Consider the following 16291-nt stretch of genomic DNA (forward strand, 5'->3'; position numbering starts at 1 on the left):
ATGGGCGTTATTTATCTTGACGTCAAGGTAAATAAAAATTATCTTGATCTCAAGATAAATATTGAGAGTCATACTATGAATCGCTATGTTGTTTTAGGTTTGACAGCGTTAGCCCCCATTGTGTGGGGAAGCACTTATCTCGTTACAACCGAAATGCTACCTTCGGGCTTGCCGTTAACGTTGGCTGTTTTGCGTGCATTACCCGCAGGATTATTACTGATACTCTTTTTGCGCCAGTTGCCATCAGGGATTTGGTGGTTGCGCGTCGCCATTTTAGGGGCGTTGAATTTCTCACTGTTTTGGTGGTTATTATTTATTGCGGCTTATCGTCTGCCAGGCGGGGTTGCTGCAACCGTTGGCGCTGTGCAGCCGTTAATTGTGTTATTTTTAAGTCACTGGTTATTGAGTAACCGCTTATCAAGTGTTTCTGTCATTGGCTCACTCAGCGGTATTGTTGGTGTGGCGATTTTGCTGTTAACACCAACGGCTACCTTAGATTGGGTAGGGGTGATGGCTGGGTTGGCAGGGGCATTTTCAATGGCCGCTGGCACTGTATTAAGTCGACGTTGGCAACCTTCCGTAAGTGCATTGACCTTTACATCATGGCAATTAACCGCAGGTGGTTTGATTTTATTACCTTTTGCCTTGATTTTTGAGCCTGCATTACCCGCATTAACATCCGTGAATATTGTCGGTCTTAGCTATTTAACCTTAATTGGTGGGGCGTTAACATACGCGTTATGGTTCCGCGGATTGGCGTTATTAGGGCCGAGTTCAGTCGCATCCTTAGGTTTCCTTAGCCCTGTTAGTGCTGTGGTCTTAGGATGGTTTTACCTAAATCAGCAGCTGAGCACTTTACAATTTATTGGCATGATAGTGATCTTAGGGAGTGTTTGGGTGAGTCAGCGTGCAGAAGCACGTAAAGTACGGTGAAGTGGCATTTAATTGCGTATTATGCAAATTACCCTAGTTAAATTAATGAGATAAGCGCTTATGTTGTTTTCTGATGACGAAAACATGATTGAGATAGCCCCTGATGCCTTCTTGCTAAAAGGTTTCTTACTGGGGAACAGTAAGGTGTTATTACAATCATTAAATAATATTTTTTCGCTATCCCCATTAAGAAATATGGAAACCCCAGGTGGGTATCGCATGTCAGTCGCGATGAGCAACTGTGGTGAGTGGGGTTGGGTGACTGACAAAACAGGGTATCGCTATACTAATAGTGACCCTGTCACTAATAAGCCCTGGCAGCCGATGCCTGGGATCTTTCGTCAATTAGCACAAGACGCAGCAGAAAGAGCGGGTTTTCTGGGGTTTGAACCCGATGCATGCTTGATTAACCGTTATGCAGTAGGGGCTAAAATGTCGCTTCATCAAGATAAAGATGAAGCGGATTTTTCACAGCCGATTGTTTCGTTTTCATTAGGGTTGCCCTGCATATTTGATTTTGGCGGAGCCATACGTGAAGCGCCTAAAATAGCGCTGACACTGGAACATGGGGATGTGCTGGTTTGGGGAGGGAAGTCGCGTTTAAATTACCATGGTGTTCGAACCATCAAAGCGGGTGAACACCCATTGTTGGGGCCATACCGCTTTAATCTGACATTTCGCCGTTCGCAAAAATAACGCGTTTTTTACGTTGAGTGTGTTTACGTAATTTATACGTCAGGGCGAGTTCAATGCATATCCGTAAATCATTTTCTGGGGTTGGTTCATTGATTGGAGTGATAATTCCTCTGTTGCCTGAAAATTTGAGCATTGGAAATAACCCTCGGCACTCGTCAATTAATGTGGTCTGGCAATGTACAAATAATGCGACTTCATTTTTACTAAATTGATCAATGCGTACTGTCGTTCCTGATTGGCTGTGTGTTGCCAGGTAGCGAACTTGCCACCATTTTAACGGTTTCTTCTAATACAACTATGCTTGGATGTTGCTGGGCAACGTCTACAATTAATGTTCGAAGTTGGATAAGTTTTGCTTTGATATCAGTGGAATAAGTATCAAAGCGTATTTGAACAAAATCAGGAATAGAATTATTCATTTTATGCATTAATTAATTGAGTGGTTGAAACAAATCTAATGCTTTTGAAGTAAACAAACCTTAAATAACTTTCTATTTGCCTTTTGCACAATCAAACCGCAGTTTGATTATATTGCATCCAATTTAGTGAGAGAAAATTTCCTTGAATAATAAATTAGTTACCCATATAACTATTGCCTAAGAATTTATATGACAGGGTATTGGTAGGTGAATTAATGTACAGCTTTACAAATGATTATAATGAAATTGCACATCCTGAAGTGATGAAAGCATTGAATGATTTAGCAGGGAAACGTTTTACAGGTTATGGTACAGATGGTCTATGTAAGAAAGTGGCAGATCAAATTAAACAACGTATTGGCCAGCCGAATGCAGATATCCATTTCTTTAATGGTGGGACGATCACCAATTTAACGACGATTTCTCATATTTTACGTCCACATCAAGCCGTTATTTCCGTTGTTGGTGGCCATATTGATGTTCACGAAACAGGGGCTATTGAAGCGTCAGGGCATAAAGTCATTACGGTAGAGTCTGCTTCGGGTAAGCTTACGCCTGTTCATATTAAAAAGGTGCTGGCCGAGCATCCAGATGAACATTCGGTTCAACCCAAATTAGTTTACATCAGTAACTCTACTGAAATTGGTACGGTGTATCGCAAAGCCGAATTGGTTGCTTTGCGTGAAATCTGTGACGCCCACGGTCTATTGCTATTTATGGATGGCGCACGTTTAGCATCCGGTTTGATGTCCACCGTGAGTGACTTAACTATTGAAGATATCGCACAACTAACGGATGTTTTCTATATTGGTGGAACAAAAATTGGCGCACTGACTGGGGAAATATTAGTGCTTTTAAACCCAGCAATAAAAACCGATTTTCGCTATAGCATTAAGCAAAAAGGCGGCTTGCAAGCCAAAGGCTGGTTATTAGCTGCGCAGTTTGAAGCATTATTTAATGATGACCTTTATTTCCAGTTAGGCCAACACATTAATGATACAGCAAACCAGCTTGCCGATTTCTTTACAGAAAAAGGATTCGGCTTTTTAGCGCCAGTGGAATCAAACCAAGTCTTCGTGATTTTACCTAATTCGCTGAGTGACAAGGTATTGAGTCATTATGTGGTCAGTAAAGTTTGTGAACCAACGGCAGATACAACGTGCTTACGTTTTTGTACCTCTTGGTCAACAACGTCACAAGATATTGAAAAGCTAAAACAAACTTTCAATTCGTTAATCTAATTTTCCTTAGATATATTGCCCGCATGAATTTGTGGGCAAATCTTTCCGATTTCTCGCATATCGTTTTCACAATTAAAACGGCACTATCCTGATATCTATTTAATTGTTCTGGTCGCGAGTATGCCTTGGACGTTTTCCCATCCTGCGGTGGTTTTTCCCATTAAACAGGCCAAATATTTTCGCTGGTTAAGTCTGCCTGCGCTTATTTTAGGTAGCTTGAGCCCAGATTTATACTATTCGTTGACGTGGTACCACGCTGCGTCACTGGCGCATGACTCTATTGGGTGGTTTTATACTGGGTTACCGCTATGTATATTGGTTTATTGTTTAACGCAAAAAATGGCACCAGCACTGAATAGAATAAGCCCTTTTATTATTCACACTATAAATGCACCATCTGTTCGACAAGGGGTAATTTTTGTTATTTCCTTGTATATCGGGGCATTAACCCATATTGTTTGGGACAGTTTTACGCATGAATCTGGGGCATTTGTCCGAGAAATTTCATTTTTGCAAATGAAATTATTTGCGATGTCTGACAGCCAAGAAATTGCTTTTTATAAATTATTACAGCACGTTGGCTCGGTGGGCGGCTTAGCCTACCTGTGTTATCAATACTTTCAATTTCATCGTACGCTGCCCCATGAAATTAAAATCGAAAACAATAAAAAGCTAAAGCGATTAATCGTGCTTGGTGGCCTTGCATGTATATCGACGCTACCTTTGGCCTATTGGTTAACGCCGAAGACAAATGGTTTTAATTTCAATCGTTTTGTTTATTTAGAGTTAACACTAACGGTTCCTGTGTTTTTGATCATCGTATTGATCTTTGCATTTAGGCTCAATGTCTTATATCAACAAAACAGGGTAGATAGCGATTAGTTTTTTCGTAACCCATCAATCATTTTATCAATCGCATGAATGCTTTGCTGTAGGCGTTCTTGGCTATTGGCTTGAGAAATCCAATAAGCCGATTCGGCAAGTCCACCATTGATTAAAAAGGCAAGGGCGCGAGTATTAACATTGCCAATGATTTGCTTGCTCATTAATTCCTGTAACAAGAGGTCGACTTGCTCAGTACATTTAAGGTTTGATTTTGCAATGTCTTCAGCAATAACGGATTTGGCATCTCGTAAGATAATCTGTTGATAGTCAGTTTCTAACGCCATTTCTAAATAGGCATGACAGCGTAGGCGGAAGTTATTCCAAAGGTCAGTGGAATCGGCAGAAATTTTTTGTAATCGGCCATTCATTTGGTTATCAATTTGTTCGACAACAGCTGCAAATAAGCCTTTTTTATCGCCAAAATGATGATAAAGGGCACCTCGCGTTAAATCAACGCTTGCTGCAATTTCATCCATGGACGTTGCGGCAAACCCCAAACGGCTAAAATGTTCTCGTGCCGTGGTTAATAAAAGCTCGCGGGTCTCTTCCATTTGAGCTTGAGTTCTTCTTGCCATAAAACCTCTTACAAACACTGAATATAGTTATTTACATACACTATGTATGATTATATCATCATTATACATACTCGTTGTATGTATAATGAATTTATCACATGGAGCTTACATGCTAAGTCGCTATCAAGAACTCTTTCAAGCTGAAGGAAGCCAACGCTTTGTTATTGCAGGGTTACTGGCTCGTCTAGCGTTACCGATGATGGGCATTGGGATTATCACTATGCTGGCACAATTAAGGGATAGCTATACTTTAGCAGGGCTAATTTCGGCAACGTTTGTACTTACTTATGCATTATTATCACCACAAATTTCCCGATTAGTTGATAAACTTGGACAGTATCGCGTGTTACCTGTGGTCACGCTTATTAGTTTATCTGGGGTTTTGTTGCTCGTCACAACAACATGGTTTGCATTGCCCGATGCTGGGTTATTTATTGGTGCATTTTTAGCAGGTGCTATGCCCAGCATGTCTGCCATGATTAGGGCACGGTGGACGGAATTGTATAAAGGTCAGCCCATTTTACAAACGGCTTATTCCCTTGAAACTGTTTTTGATGATGCGACATTTATTGCAGGGCCTCCACTGTCTGTGGGATTGACGGTTATTTTGTTTCCACAAGCGGGCTTATTAGTTGCCGCTGTTTTATTATTGTTGGGTGTGATACTCCTTGTACAACAACGTAGTACGGAACCCAATGTTACCGTACATGAAACCTTATCACCGAAGCAAAAGCCGATTTTGTCGATGATAAGCTTACAACTGCTGATCGCATTAATGATTGCATTAGGGATCATTGTTGGGTCAGTGGACATCTTAAGTGTCACACTCGCGCAGATACAACAACAACCTGCTGCGGCAAGCGTAGTCTTGTCAGCTTATGCAATTGGTTCTTGTGCAATGGGGCTCGTTTTCGGGGCGCTCAATCTAAAAATATCGTTACCGCGTTTACTGGTTATTAGCGGGTTAATGACATTCTTATCTATTGTACCGATGTGGTGGGTGAGCGGCGTTTATTCCCTCGCATTTGTGGTGTTTATTTCAGGTTTATTCTTTGCACCAACAATGATTATTGCGATGTCATTAGTGGAAAATATCGTTCCACCAAATCGATTAACGGAAGGGATGACTTGGTTACTCGCCGGACTAAACATTGGTGTGGCTATTGGAGCCATGATGACGGGGAAAATGGTTGATACTTATGGGCTGAACGCGGGGTTTCTCGTGGCAATTGTTGGGGGCACTTTGGTCGTGTTATCCACCGCATTAAGTTACGTCCAACTCAATGCGCAACAAAAAATGACGAAAAAGTGCGAAACCGGGTGTCTATAGTACTAAAAGTTTAATAAAATAAGTATAAACAATAAGAGGTTATAAAATGCACAAGCCAATATTTAGGCAAGCAACACTTGGTGATGTCGATACGTGTTTCGCGATTGAAATTGAATCGTATGAAGGCGACGAGGCAGCGACAAAAGAAAAAATCGCAACACGTATAACACAGTATCCTCAAGGTTTTTTATGCATGGAAGTGGCTGGCGAAATCGTTGGCTTCATAAATGCAGGCTGCGCGTGGGATGTGGTGATGTCCGATGAAGAATTTAAAGAGCTTATCGGCCATGATGCACAGGCTCCGAATGTGGTCATTATGTCTGTTGTGGTTCACCCAAACCATCAAGGAAAGGGCTATTCATCCATGTTGATGACCGAATTTATTGCATTAATGCGAAAAAATAACAAAGAAACTATTCATCTAATGTGCAAAGAACGTCATGTGGATCTGTACAAGCATTTTGGCTACCAATATGTCAAACCTTCTGAGTCAGATCACGGTGGAATGACATGGCATGAAATGGTCATGGTGCTTTAGCTATCAAATGAAAACCAAGTTTATTTCAGATTAATTGTTAATATTATCAGTGATAAGCTTGGTTGATGTAACTTTAAATTAAACCCTACCAAAATCACTTCAGTACTGTTTCTTGCCGTTATCGTGTTATGATATCTCCATAATATACCGCTAAGTTTTGGATAAAATAATGGAAATATGGGTTGATGCGGATGCGTGTCCTAAGGTTATCAAAGAAGTTTTATATCGCGCAGCTGACAGAGAAAATGTGCAAATTACATTTGTTGCCAACCAACGCTTGTCGGTTCCGCCATCTCGTTTTTTAAAAACCTTACAAGTTCCTGCGGGCTTTGATGTCGCAGATAATGAAATCGTTCACCGTGCCCAAAAAGGGGATTTAGTGATTACTGCGGATATTCCCCTTGCTGCCGAAGTGATGGAAAAGGGGGCTGCTGCATTGAACCCTCGGGGTGAGCGTTACAGCGAGGCAACTATTCGCGAACGCCTGAATATTCGTGATTTTATGGATACGATGCGGGCAAGTGGTGTACAAACAGGCGGTCCTGCAAGCTTAAATCAACGGGATCGCCAACAATTTGCAAATGAATTAGATAAATGGTTATTGCAACGAAAAAAATCGTTAAGCTAATCATATTTGATATCGACTAAATACCCTGATTTTGCGCAGTAAATCTGTATTTTAAAATAGAGTTGATAATAATTTCGTGTCTATAATAGAAAACCCTAAATTTTCGAAGACAAAATTATGGATCCGTTACATAGCATTATTATCACTCTATTTTTATTTATACTGACGTTTTTTAATCCTGGTGCCAATTTATTTATTGTTGTCCAAACCACACTTAGTTCAGGAAAAAAGGCAGGGCTCACTTGCGGTTATGGCGTCGTTTTAGGCAACGCTATCTATTCAGGGTTAGGATTATTTGGGCTTGTGACCTTAATGTCTGAATTTGGTGCTTTGTTTTCGTTAATTAAAATACTTGGCGGATTATATTTACTGTATTACGCGATTAGCGTTTTTAAAAATAAAACCCAACTAAATTTATCCACTGAGAATATGACTGAATACTTCCCTAAAGGTGTGTATTTTCGCCGTGGCTTAATTTCTGATCTTTCTAACCCGCAAACGGTGTTGTTCTTCATGAGCATTTTCTCAACCACTATTTCCCCCTCAACGCCGCTATGGGCAAAATTGATGATCTGGCTGGGGATCGTGTTGGCTTCATTGATATGGCGAATTATTCTCTGCCAAACATTTTCTCTTTCATCTGTTAGACGGCGCTATTCCCGTATTCATAAAGTGGTTGGGAAAGTGGTCGGGTTGATTTTAGGTACATTAGCAACAAGACTTATCTATCAAGGTGTTACAGAACTAATCATTAAAAAGTAGAGGGGATTAGGCTTCATTTGACTTTGCCTGATAATTGCATTTGCAATCATTGCAAGTGCAATTAAATAAGGCAAAGCGCTAATTTTACTTCGAGCCGCTTTATTTCCATTGATAAAAGCGTGTTTTGCAGGAAATAGTGATTTATTTTGGTATGTCAGCTCATCCGTGTGTTTTGTGATGGGGATGCTGTATTTAGTTGGTGTGGTTTTTATCTAATCGAGAAAGACAAAAAGAGGCTTAAGCCTCTTTTTGCTAACTCTGGAGTATATTGCCGTTTTCTATGGCAACGTGGTATTCCGCCAACGCTGCCGCTTCTTTCGGTTCATGAGTGACTAATAAAATAGTGACACCATCGCGTTTTAATTGATTCACTTGCGACCAAAGTTGCTCTCTTGTTTGCCAATCTAAGCTGGAAAACGGTTCATCTAATAAGAGCAAAGATGGCGATGAAATCATCGCGCGAGCAAGTGCAACCCGTTGTTGTTCACCTCCTGATATTTCATGGGGGTAACGCTTGGCCAAGTGAGCAATATTCATCTTATCTAACAAAGCGATAATGTGTTGCTTATCTCTGGGGATTTTAGACGCGTACTGGGCTAAACGGAGATTGTTCATTACGTTCAACCACGGAAATAAATACAAACGCTGATTGAGATAACGGCAGGGGCGCTGCCATATGGGCAATTTATTCAATATGTTACCTTGGTAATAAATATCGCCTTGATAATGTTGGTAACCTGCAATGCAATTGAGCAGCGTGGTTTTCCCGCTACCAGAAGGGCCACAAATCGCGGTACAGCATCCCTCTCTAAGTGACAGTGTCACGTCTTTTAAAATCCCTGCATGAATATTCTCAAGATTTAGCATGGGTTTTCCGCCTTTTTAAACGGTGAAGTGCTAGCAACAGCACAACCGCTAATGCCATTAAAATTAGAGCACACCCGAGCGCGAGTGAAAAATCACCGCTGGCAATATTCAAATAAATTGCCATGGGCAAAGTTTCTGTTTTAAAGCGAGTTGCGCCAGCCAACATTAAGGTGGCTCCGAATTCCCCCAAAGCCCGTGAGTAGGCCAATATGCCGCCACTCATTAGCCCTTGCCAACAAAGAGGGATCTCAACCAAGATTAATGTTTTTGCAGGAGATAACCCCAAATTTAACCCTGTTCTGACAAAAGCAGGGTCAATGGCGGCAAATGCCCCTTGTGCAGAACGATATAGCACCGCGCTTGCCACATAAGTTTGCGCAATGATCACGCCAAGTGGGGAAAATAACCAACGGCTTAGTTCTGGGAAAATCACAGAAAAAGGCCCTTGGCTACCCAAAAGTAGCAATAAGCCTATCCCAATGACTAACGGTGGAGTGACGAGGGGCAAGTCAAACAGTGCATCTACCGCACGTTTACCGAAAAATTCGCTGCGTGTCATCACCCAAGCCGCAGGAATGGCAATTAAGAATGCGAAAAATAATGACGTCAAGGATGTAGCAAGGGACATTAAAATCGCGAAATGAAACTCAGGCTCAGCAATTAACTGTGAAAGTAGGGATGGAGTGAGCTGAAACAACAGCGCCGTCAATGATCCGACAATCAAGAGTAATAAGAGCAATAGGGGCACAAGTGCCCACTTCATGATAGGGTACATATTGATAATTATTTTTTAGCGGTAACAGGTAAAAAACCATAATCTGTAAAGGCTTTGATACCTTCAGGCGCAGCAAAATACTCAGCAAGTAATTTAGCCTCTTTTGGCGCAGCGCTAGTGCTTAGTACTGCAATAGTGGCGATTTCTTCAGGGCTACCTTCTGGGGATGGCAACACAAGCAGTTTATCTTGGTTCTTCATCGCATCAGCTCGGCCAATAATTGCGGCATCCACTTCGCCATTTAGCAAATACATGGACAGGTGCTTAATCGTTGCGGCGCGAACAATGACTTTATCGCGTAATTGGTCGCCATAACCGCTGGCATCAAGTAACAGTTCACCACTGCGGCCTAAAGCGATAGCTTTCGGATCGCCCACACCTAGCCGCAAATTACTTTTGGCGAGATCTTCAATACTGGCTATTCCTTGAGCTTTTTCTTTTCGTACGGCAACAACTGGGATATGGCGTACGATAGGGTATGCATCTGTTGCTAAAGATTTGGCTTGCAGTTTTTCAACATAATCTTCAGATCCTGGGAAAAACAAATCCCCTTGCTGAGTTAACTCAAAGCGCGTCAAAATTTGCCCCGAACCGCCATATTCAACAGTGACAGTATTGCCTGTTTCTTTTTCGAATTTTTCGACCACTTTTTCAATCGGTGGGCGCAATCCTGCTCCTGCGTACATGTGTAGCTGAGCAGCCATCGCTTGGGGTAATGTAAAGCAGATAAATAAAGAAGAGAGTAATAGGCGGCGCATGAGTACCTCGTTATCGTTATATAAAAAAACACATAATGAGGAATCAGGTTAAATTACGCAAGGCGCAACTGCGTAAGTTTTGATATTCATTAAGCTATTTGAGAATTTAATGATGAGTTGGCTTATCAGTCGAATGAACTTAAAGCCAAATCTGATTTGCTGGAGAGATAATTTGAAAGGGTTTCACACTCCCTGTTATAGAGAGAGTGGAAGCTAAAATTAGCGCTCTTCTAACACCTAACTGTAGAAGGCTGACAAGCCAAGAGGAATTTAATTAATGCGTGCGGTTTTACGTTGAATGTAAATCAACCACACAATGGCAAGAACAGCACACGCTAACCATGGTAACAACATGATATTTAAGGTTTGCCAACCTAGGTAATTTAATAGCCCGCCAGCAGCTAACGAACAGGCAAGGCTAACCATAAAGATACTCATGTCATTAGTTGCTTGCGCTTTAGCCTTTTCTTCTGGTGTGTAAGTTGAAGTCAAAAGTGCTGTGCCACTGATATACATAAAATTCCAACCAGTTCCCAATAAAATCAATGCACTAGCGAATGATGCAAAAGAAACACCTGAGAGTGCAAATAGAATATGCCCAATAAACATGGCAATACCCGCAAACATGATCTTAAGCACACCGAATCGCGTGATAAGGCTACCAGTAATAAAAGAGGGTAAAAACATACTTAATACATGAAGTTGCATTACGGTCGTGGTTGCACCTAATGAATGCTGATGGCTCATCATTGCAATCGGCATTGCTGTCATCGCAAGTACCATTACGCCGTAGCTGGTCATCCCAATAAATACTGCGACCAAATAGGTAGGTTGTAAAACGAGGGTTTTCCATGAGCGAGTTGATATAGGGGCGTGAGCCACCGTTTTTGGCTCAGCCATTGGGATATCTAATTTGCATAAAACGGCGATAGCACCGAGGGAAATTACCGCTAATAATAGAAAGGTACCTAAATATTGTGCATCAAAAAAACTGGCGCCAGAACGGGCGAGTAAAGGCCCTAAAAGCGCAGCGACTACGCCACCAGTCATCACTAACGAAATTGCTTTTGGGCGATACAAATTATCGGCTACTTCACTGGCTGCAAATCGATAAAATTGCGCAAAAGCTTGGTAACCACCAATTAAAATCGTTCCAAAGCTAAGAACATATAATGATTGGATGACTATTCCATATGCTGCAATTAGCCCACCTATTATCCCTAAGAGTGCACCGACCAAAAAACCATTTCGTCGCCCAATTTTGGCCATCCAAAGAGACGCGGGAAACATCATCGTGGCCGTTCCCAAAAACATACCTGCAATGGGTAATGTAGCTAATGTTGGAGATGAAGCCATCTGGGCTCCCGCAAGGGCTCCGATGGTCATCACCATGACAGAGACAATTTGAAATAATGCTTGGGCACTCGCTAGCAGCCACACTTGTTGGTACATTTTTTTGGGGTGCATAAAATATGGCCTTAGAAATTAATTAGAGGGCAGAATATGTTTGAGCTTTTGAATTACCAAGTCTATGTCTTGTTGGGTTACGCCAAGGCCAAGACTAAAGCGGATAGCACCAAGACCATAACTAGAGTCAACGTTCATCGCCGAGAGCACAGGTGAAAGGGTGGCTTGACCTTCGTGGCAGGCAGACCCTGTCGACGCAGCAACACCCGATAATTTACCTAGAAGATCAGCGCCTTGTTGGTGTTTGAAACCCACATTTAATGTGTTTGGCAAACGGTGGGTTTCATGGCCGTTTAGTAAAACCTGGTCACCATAAAGGTCAACAAGTTGCTGCCAAAAATTGTCGCGTAATTGTCTTATGTCAGCGTTTTTATTTTGTGTTTGTGCAATTTCGCATGCAAGGCCAAGCGCCGTGGCAAGTAACAAGCTTTCTGTACCAGCACGAAGGCCATTTTCATGCCCAGCACCGTGGTTAATGGGTTCTAACATCGTGCCGCGGCGTACATATAAAGCACCAATCCCTTTCGGGGCATAGACTTTATGTCCAGCAATACTTAACAAATCTACATTCAGCTGATTAACATCGATTGTGACTTTTCCAATGGATTGTGCCGCATCAGTGTGAAAGCAAATGTTGTTTTGTTTAGCAATATAACCAATTTCTTCAATGGGTTGGATAGTACCTGTTTCATTGTTGGCGTGCATAATACTAATGAATGTCGTGTTAGGCGTGATTGCATTACTCACATCTAGCGGCGACACACGACCAAATTGATCAACAGGAAGATAAGTGACTGTTGCACCTAATTTCTCAAGGAATGCGAGAGGGCTTAAAATTGATGGATGTTCAGTGATTTGCGTAATTATATGTGGATTAGGATGGCGTGATAACTGATTAAAAAAATGCCCTTTGAGTGCGAGATTATTTGATTCAGTTCCGCCACTGGTAAAAATAATTTCATCGGTATGTGCACCTATTAACGATGCAACTTGTGCACGGGCATGTTCCAAACGCGATTTTGCATTATCGCTAGCCCAATGCTGGCTTGAAGGGTTGCCATACAGTGAATTCAATAGCGGCTGCATTGAGGCTTGAACTTCAGGGTGAATCGGTGTGCTTGCATTAAAATCAAAATAGAGAGATGGCATAGTTAACCCAATTAAGTAATTAGAATGTTAATAACTTATCACTAGTCATGACCCAAGTAGAGAGATCTTGCATGGTTGCTTTCTGCACCCCTACAAAATAAGGCTCATTTTTATAAATACCGCAGCGAGCTTGGCAAGTACCACACACTTTGACAGAAGCACCATGGGTGATTAAGTCTTTTAAATTTTGGCTAAGATCTTGGTCGTAGTCTGTCGGTGGTTTGCAGATATCACGGGCAAGATCCACTGAGTCATTCATTAAAAAAATGCGGATTTCACATCCATCTGATAATAACTGTTTTGCTAAACGCAAAGCATTCCATGTGACATCGGTTCCATCGTAGGGTTCACGGTTTAATATTATTAAGGCTTTCATGGTATTTTACCTGTATTTAGATTATAGTAACAATCGAAACATTCAATTAATATCGATAATGATTGATCGTAAAGTTGCCTATGTCAATATGTTAAACGGAAATTTGCGGTGTAGGGGAAAGCGATAAGATAAGGTACAATTCAATGCAGATGAGCATGACAGGCGAAAAGAAGTGGGATTTTCGGAGGAAAATATGGCCAATATCGACCCTAAACAGCGTATTTATGCCAATTTGGCAGAAATAGCGCAAAGTATCAGCCATCCAAGCCGATTAGAACTTTTAGAGTACTTAGCACAAGGAAAAAGAAGTGTTGAGGAACTTGCTACACTTTGTGGTATTGAATTTGCCAACGCTTCCCGTCATTTACAAACATTACGTCGTGCGAGGTTAGTTGAAACGGAACGTAAAGGAAAACATGTTTATTACTCAATTGTGAACCAAGATTCGGTGATAGAACTCCTTAATGCTTTAGGCATTGTTGGTAAGCAAAACAATGCTGAAATTAAGCAAATCATGGCAGATTATTTTGAAGCAAGAGACAAACTAACACCAATTTCTCGTGAGGATTTGCTGGCTCAATTAACGGATGGCAGTGTCACTTTATTAGATGTTCGTCCTGAACGCGAATTTAACCAAGGTCATCTACCTGGTGCACTAAATATTAGCGTGGAGAAGCTTGCAGAGCAGTTGTCCCAACTCCCTAAAGAAATGGAAATTGTGGCGTATTGCCGTGGCCCGTATTGTTTGTTATCACTTGACGCCATTGAATTACTTACAGCCCAAGGATTTAAAATTAGGCGGCTTGAGGAAGGTTTCCCTGAATGGAAAGCAGCAGGCCTGCAAATAGAAAATGCTTAAACTTTTAAATGAGAAAAGGCCCACAGCGTGGGCTTTTAACGTCTATTAACGGAGGTTTAGCCACTGTTCAACTTCTTGATATGTACCTTGAAAAACAATTCTCTCTTGTTTCTGGCTTAATTGATAACGATACATTGGGTCATAATATTCATGTAGTAATGGGCAAAGCCAAGAAAAATGTGATTGGGTTTCGCCCGTCACTTGCTGGTGAATTAATGCAGTATCTAATAACGCCGTTAATTCAGCAGCCCGTTGAGAGCCCAATCGCTTTCGAATTGCAAACAGGCCATGATGTAAATACTCACTGTAAAATTGCCAGCCTTTCTCTTCACCGTATGCACCAAGGAAATCATGTGTCATCCGGTCAAAATATTCATTTTTAAGGCGTTCAAGACGTAATTCAAAAGGGTCATCAATAACAGCGATAGCCGCTGTTTCCATTTGAGAACGCAATGATATAGGCAGGCTATTTGCACCAATTGCTCGCCCTTCATCTTCAAGTACCCAACGCGTATGATTTGAAGACTTTTTGAGCATATCGACAGCAAGATGATTTTCAAAAGTCGCTTGGGAAAATTGTGCTTGCAAAGTGCGACCGAAAGACGAGCCGCGGTGATGGGCAATACCTTCTAAATCAATCCCATCTGGTTGGTTATGAACCAGAGTTGTTTTACCATTTCCTGTGCATCCACCGATTAAAATAGTCGGGCGTAGGGATAACTCATTAATGGCATCAATAGTGGTTTGACGAAGTTTTTTATAACCGCCATTAATTAGAGGGTAGTCTATGCCATTCTCTTTAAGCCATGCTTGTACAATATGTGAACGCATACCACCGCGAGCACAACAAATAAAACCACTTGGATATTGTTGGCAAGCCGTTTGCCATGCAGTGATACGGTTGGCTTTGGTTTCACCACTCACTAATTGATGACCAAGCTCAACCGCTTTATGTGACCCATACTGTTTGTAGCAAGTACCAACAGCAGCGCGTTCTTCATCATTCATTAGTGGAAGATTTACCGCGGCAGGCATTGCACCTTGTTGAAACTCAATGGGAGCACGGACGTCAATAATGGGGGTATCAGAAACAAGTATCTGGTGAATATTTTGCAGTGAAGGGATTAATTCCATAATAGTAAAAATACGCTTATCCAAGTAGCAATACCGAATACTATACGCCTAATTCCGTATTTTTACAGCTATCACTGAATCAAAAAAGGCCTATTAAGGTATAACGATTGTTGTTTTTCATATTATGGTGTTGCGAATAGTGTTATATTGTAAATCGGAATTTGAACATGAGTAAGGGGCTGTACGATGAAAATGTTAACTATCCAGGAAATGACAGAGACACAAAAAAACCGAGTGCGAACACGACTTGCACAAGAACGTAAGAAATTAGAACGTGAATTAACCAATTCTGAGCAAACGAAAGTCAAAAAAGAAATTATTGCGGAAATTTCTAAAGAAGTTGATAAAGAAACTAGAAAAATTCGAGCGCAACAGAAAAAAGATAAACTAGTTCCAAGCGATACAACATACAGTTGGTCTTCGAGTAATCATCGACGGGGTTATCGCTAAATTAAATGAATGAGTAATATATTTTTTAATTGTTAGTATAAAAGAATCGCGTATTTCATTAAATATGAAGTACGCGATTCTTTTATTAGATACTAAATACTAATATAGGTCACGAATCAAGCCGTGAAACATCGCAAATAATTTTCTCCTTCAATGCTTCAATAAGATAAGAGGAGAAGGATAGTGAGGTATAACCTTCATTTTTTATGTTTTCAAAAGCATCTATATATATCATTGGGACTTGTATTAACTTTGCTTTTTTTAAGTCAGGTTTCATCGGTTTTTCTGTTTTTTGATTCAGCGTGGATTCATGATTAGAGGTAAAAGATGTACTTGAAAAAATTAATTTAGAATATGTCATATTATTAATCTCATATCAATGCTATCTGCCACACAGGTTATTGAGGCTATAGCTATATCATCTAGTAAAAGTAGTAGTTCGGCTAAAA

The 16291-nt window shown here is 41.0% G+C and carries 20 protein-coding genes; 10 read left to right on the forward strand and 10 right to left on the reverse strand.

The features are described 5' to 3' along the window. Positions 1–75 precede the first annotated feature (75 nt). Complete coding sequence (locus tag M1F05_RS09975; protein ID WP_206086013.1) at positions 76–933, forward strand: EamA family transporter; 858 nt, start codon at positions 76–78, stop codon at positions 931–933. 60 nt (positions 934–993) lie between these two features. Then, a complete protein-coding gene (gene alkB / locus M1F05_RS09980) occupies positions 994–1629 on the forward strand; it encodes a DNA oxidative demethylase AlkB (protein ID WP_206086014.1) in 636 nt (211 codons plus the stop codon). On the opposite strand, the gene M1F05_RS09985 is transcribed toward alkB, so the two are convergent. Continuing rightward, a complete protein-coding gene (locus tag M1F05_RS09985; RefSeq protein WP_206086015.1) occupies positions 1598–1762 on the reverse strand; it encodes a hypothetical protein in 165 nt (54 codons plus the stop codon). The genes alkB and M1F05_RS09985 overlap by 32 nt on opposite strands. Positions 1763–2263: 501 nt before the next feature. Here M1F05_RS09985 and M1F05_RS09990 point away from each other — a divergent pair. Continuing rightward, a complete protein-coding gene (locus M1F05_RS09990) occupies positions 2264–3289 on the forward strand; it encodes a threonine aldolase family protein (RefSeq protein ID WP_206086016.1) in 1026 nt (341 codons plus the stop codon). 120 nt (positions 3290–3409) lie between these two features. Continuing rightward, on the forward strand, positions 3410–4171 hold the full coding sequence (locus M1F05_RS09995; protein ID WP_206086017.1) for a DUF4184 family protein: 762 nt from the start codon (positions 3410–3412) through the stop codon (positions 4169–4171). Here the strand turns inward: M1F05_RS09995 and M1F05_RS10000 are convergent. Beyond that, positions 4168–4749: a TetR/AcrR family transcriptional regulator gene (locus tag M1F05_RS10000; protein ID WP_206086018.1), complete on the reverse strand. Its 582-nt coding sequence runs from the start codon at positions 4747–4749 to the stop codon at positions 4168–4170. The two genes, M1F05_RS09995 and M1F05_RS10000, sit on opposite strands and share 4 nt — an antisense overlap. Positions 4750–4858: 109 nt before the next feature. Here M1F05_RS10000 and M1F05_RS10005 point away from each other — a divergent pair, with 109 nt between their 5' ends. From M1F05_RS10005 to M1F05_RS10020, 4 genes are all read left to right on the forward strand, one after another. Next, positions 4859–6079: an MFS transporter gene (locus M1F05_RS10005; protein ID WP_206086019.1), complete on the forward strand. Its 1221-nt coding sequence runs from the start codon at positions 4859–4861 to the stop codon at positions 6077–6079. Between the two features lie 46 nt (positions 6080–6125). Next, positions 6126–6617, forward strand: coding sequence for a GNAT family N-acetyltransferase (locus M1F05_RS10010; protein WP_206086020.1), 492 nt, complete (start codon positions 6126–6128; stop codon positions 6615–6617). A gap of 169 nt (positions 6618–6786) precedes the next feature. After that, on the forward strand, positions 6787–7245 hold the full coding sequence (locus tag M1F05_RS10015; RefSeq protein WP_206086021.1) for a YaiI/YqxD family protein: 459 nt from the start codon (positions 6787–6789) through the stop codon (positions 7243–7245). Between the two features lie 117 nt (positions 7246–7362). After that, positions 7363–8007 carry a LysE family transporter gene (locus M1F05_RS10020; RefSeq protein WP_206086022.1) on the forward strand — a complete coding sequence of 215 codons (645 nt, stop codon included), beginning with the start codon at positions 7363–7365 and terminating at the stop codon, positions 8005–8007. A 252-nt stretch (positions 8008–8259) separates the two neighbouring features. On the opposite strand, the gene M1F05_RS10025 is transcribed toward M1F05_RS10020, so the two are convergent. The 6 genes from M1F05_RS10025 to M1F05_RS10050 all read right to left on the reverse strand — a co-directional run bounded on the left by M1F05_RS10025 (position 8260) and on the right by M1F05_RS10050 (position 13399). Continuing rightward, positions 8260–8874, reverse strand: coding sequence for an ATP-binding cassette domain-containing protein (locus M1F05_RS10025; RefSeq protein ID WP_206086023.1), 615 nt, complete (start codon positions 8872–8874; stop codon positions 8260–8262). Beyond that, positions 8861–9640: an ABC transporter permease gene (locus M1F05_RS10030; protein ID WP_241016889.1), complete on the reverse strand. Its 780-nt coding sequence runs from the start codon at positions 9638–9640 to the stop codon at positions 8861–8863. The genes M1F05_RS10025 and M1F05_RS10030 overlap by 14 nt, the downstream gene beginning before the upstream one ends. A gap of 17 nt (positions 9641–9657) precedes the next feature. Beyond that, positions 9658–10407 (reverse strand): molybdate ABC transporter substrate-binding protein, encoded by a 750-nt coding sequence (gene modA, locus M1F05_RS10035; protein ID WP_206086025.1) that lies wholly within the window; start codon positions 10405–10407, stop codon positions 9658–9660. 270 nt (positions 10408–10677) lie between these two features. Then, entirely contained in the window at positions 10678–11874 is a 1197-nt protein-coding gene (locus M1F05_RS10040) for an MFS transporter (protein ID WP_206086026.1), read from the reverse strand. Between the two features lie 18 nt (positions 11875–11892). Continuing rightward, on the reverse strand, positions 11893–13023 hold the full coding sequence (locus M1F05_RS10045; protein WP_206086027.1) for a cysteine desulfurase family protein: 1131 nt from the start codon (positions 13021–13023) through the stop codon (positions 11893–11895). Between the two features lie 19 nt (positions 13024–13042). After that, on the reverse strand, positions 13043–13399 hold the full coding sequence (locus M1F05_RS10050) for a DsrE/DsrF/TusD sulfur relay family protein (protein WP_206086028.1): 357 nt from the start codon (positions 13397–13399) through the stop codon (positions 13043–13045). 193 nt (positions 13400–13592) lie between these two features. On the opposite strand from M1F05_RS10050, the gene M1F05_RS10055 reads away from it, so the two are divergent. After that, the gene (locus tag M1F05_RS10055) at positions 13593–14258 is read left to right on the forward strand and encodes an ArsR/SmtB family transcription factor (RefSeq protein ID WP_206086029.1); all 666 of its coding nucleotides are present in this window, start codon (positions 13593–13595) and stop codon (positions 14256–14258) included. 45 nt (positions 14259–14303) lie between these two features. Here the strand turns inward: M1F05_RS10055 and mnmH are convergent, their stop codons facing one another. Continuing rightward, positions 14304–15392 carry a tRNA 2-selenouridine(34) synthase MnmH gene (gene mnmH, locus M1F05_RS10060; protein WP_206086201.1) on the reverse strand — a complete coding sequence of 363 codons (1089 nt, stop codon included), beginning with the start codon at positions 15390–15392 and terminating at the stop codon, positions 14304–14306. Positions 15393–15578: 186 nt separating this feature from the next. Here mnmH and M1F05_RS10065 point away from each other — a divergent pair, with 186 nt between their 5' ends. After that, entirely contained in the window at positions 15579–15842 is a 264-nt protein-coding gene (locus M1F05_RS10065) for a DUF3811 domain-containing protein (protein ID WP_206086030.1), read from the forward strand. A 109-nt stretch (positions 15843–15951) separates the two neighbouring features. Here the strand turns inward: M1F05_RS10065 and M1F05_RS10070 are convergent, their stop codons facing one another. After that, a complete protein-coding gene (locus tag M1F05_RS10070) occupies positions 15952–16203 on the reverse strand; it encodes a hypothetical protein (RefSeq protein WP_206086031.1) in 252 nt (83 codons plus the stop codon). Positions 16204–16291 lie beyond the last annotated feature (88 nt).

The sequence above is a fragment of the Providencia sp. PROV252 genome (genome assembly GCF_033676005.1).
Lineage (GTDB): Bacteria > Pseudomonadota > Gammaproteobacteria > Enterobacterales > Enterobacteriaceae > Providencia > Providencia vermicola.

Excerpts from the sequence above, each read along its gene's own strand:
- M1F05_RS09995 (WP_206086017.1), top strand. The coding sequence starts at position 3,410 with ATGCCTTGGACGTTTTCCCATCCTGCGGTGGTTTTTCCCATTAAACAG.
- M1F05_RS10000 (WP_206086018.1), bottom strand. The coding sequence starts at position 4,749 with ATGGCAAGAAGAACTCAAGCTCAAATGGAAGAGACCCGCGAGCTTTTA.
- M1F05_RS10020 (WP_206086022.1), top strand. The coding sequence starts at position 7,363 with ATGGATCCGTTACATAGCATTATTATCACTCTATTTTTATTTATACTG.
- M1F05_RS10070 (WP_206086031.1), bottom strand. The coding sequence starts at position 16,203 with ATGACATATTCTAAATTAATTTTTTCAAGTACATCTTTTACCTCTAAT.
- modA (WP_206086025.1), bottom strand. The coding sequence starts at position 10,407 with ATGCGCCGCCTATTACTCTCTTCTTTATTTATCTGCTTTACATTACCC.
- M1F05_RS09985 (WP_206086015.1), bottom strand. The coding sequence starts at position 1,762 with ATGCTCAAATTTTCAGGCAACAGAGGAATTATCACTCCAATCAATGAA.
- M1F05_RS10015 (WP_206086021.1), top strand. The coding sequence starts at position 6,787 with ATGGAAATATGGGTTGATGCGGATGCGTGTCCTAAGGTTATCAAAGAA.
- M1F05_RS10055 (WP_206086029.1), top strand. The coding sequence starts at position 13,593 with ATGGCCAATATCGACCCTAAACAGCGTATTTATGCCAATTTGGCAGAA.
- M1F05_RS10045 (WP_206086027.1), bottom strand. The coding sequence starts at position 13,023 with ATGCCATCTCTCTATTTTGATTTTAATGCAAGCACACCGATTCACCCT.
- M1F05_RS09975 (WP_206086013.1), top strand. The coding sequence starts at position 76 with ATGAATCGCTATGTTGTTTTAGGTTTGACAGCGTTAGCCCCCATTGTG.
- M1F05_RS10005 (WP_206086019.1), top strand. The coding sequence starts at position 4,859 with ATGCTAAGTCGCTATCAAGAACTCTTTCAAGCTGAAGGAAGCCAACGC.
- M1F05_RS10065 (WP_206086030.1), top strand. The coding sequence starts at position 15,579 with ATGAAAATGTTAACTATCCAGGAAATGACAGAGACACAAAAAAACCGA.
- M1F05_RS09990 (WP_206086016.1), top strand. The coding sequence starts at position 2,264 with ATGTACAGCTTTACAAATGATTATAATGAAATTGCACATCCTGAAGTG.
- M1F05_RS10040 (WP_206086026.1), bottom strand. The coding sequence starts at position 11,874 with ATGCACCCCAAAAAAATGTACCAACAAGTGTGGCTGCTAGCGAGTGCC.
- M1F05_RS10050 (WP_206086028.1), bottom strand. The coding sequence starts at position 13,399 with ATGAAAGCCTTAATAATATTAAACCGTGAACCCTACGATGGAACCGAT.
- M1F05_RS10025 (WP_206086023.1), bottom strand. The coding sequence starts at position 8,874 with ATGCTAAATCTTGAGAATATTCATGCAGGGATTTTAAAAGACGTGACA.
- M1F05_RS10010 (WP_206086020.1), top strand. The coding sequence starts at position 6,126 with ATGCACAAGCCAATATTTAGGCAAGCAACACTTGGTGATGTCGATACG.
- alkB (WP_206086014.1), top strand. The coding sequence starts at position 994 with ATGTTGTTTTCTGATGACGAAAACATGATTGAGATAGCCCCTGATGCC.
- mnmH (WP_206086201.1), bottom strand. The coding sequence starts at position 15,392 with ATGGAATTAATCCCTTCACTGCAAAATATTCACCAGATACTTGTTTCT.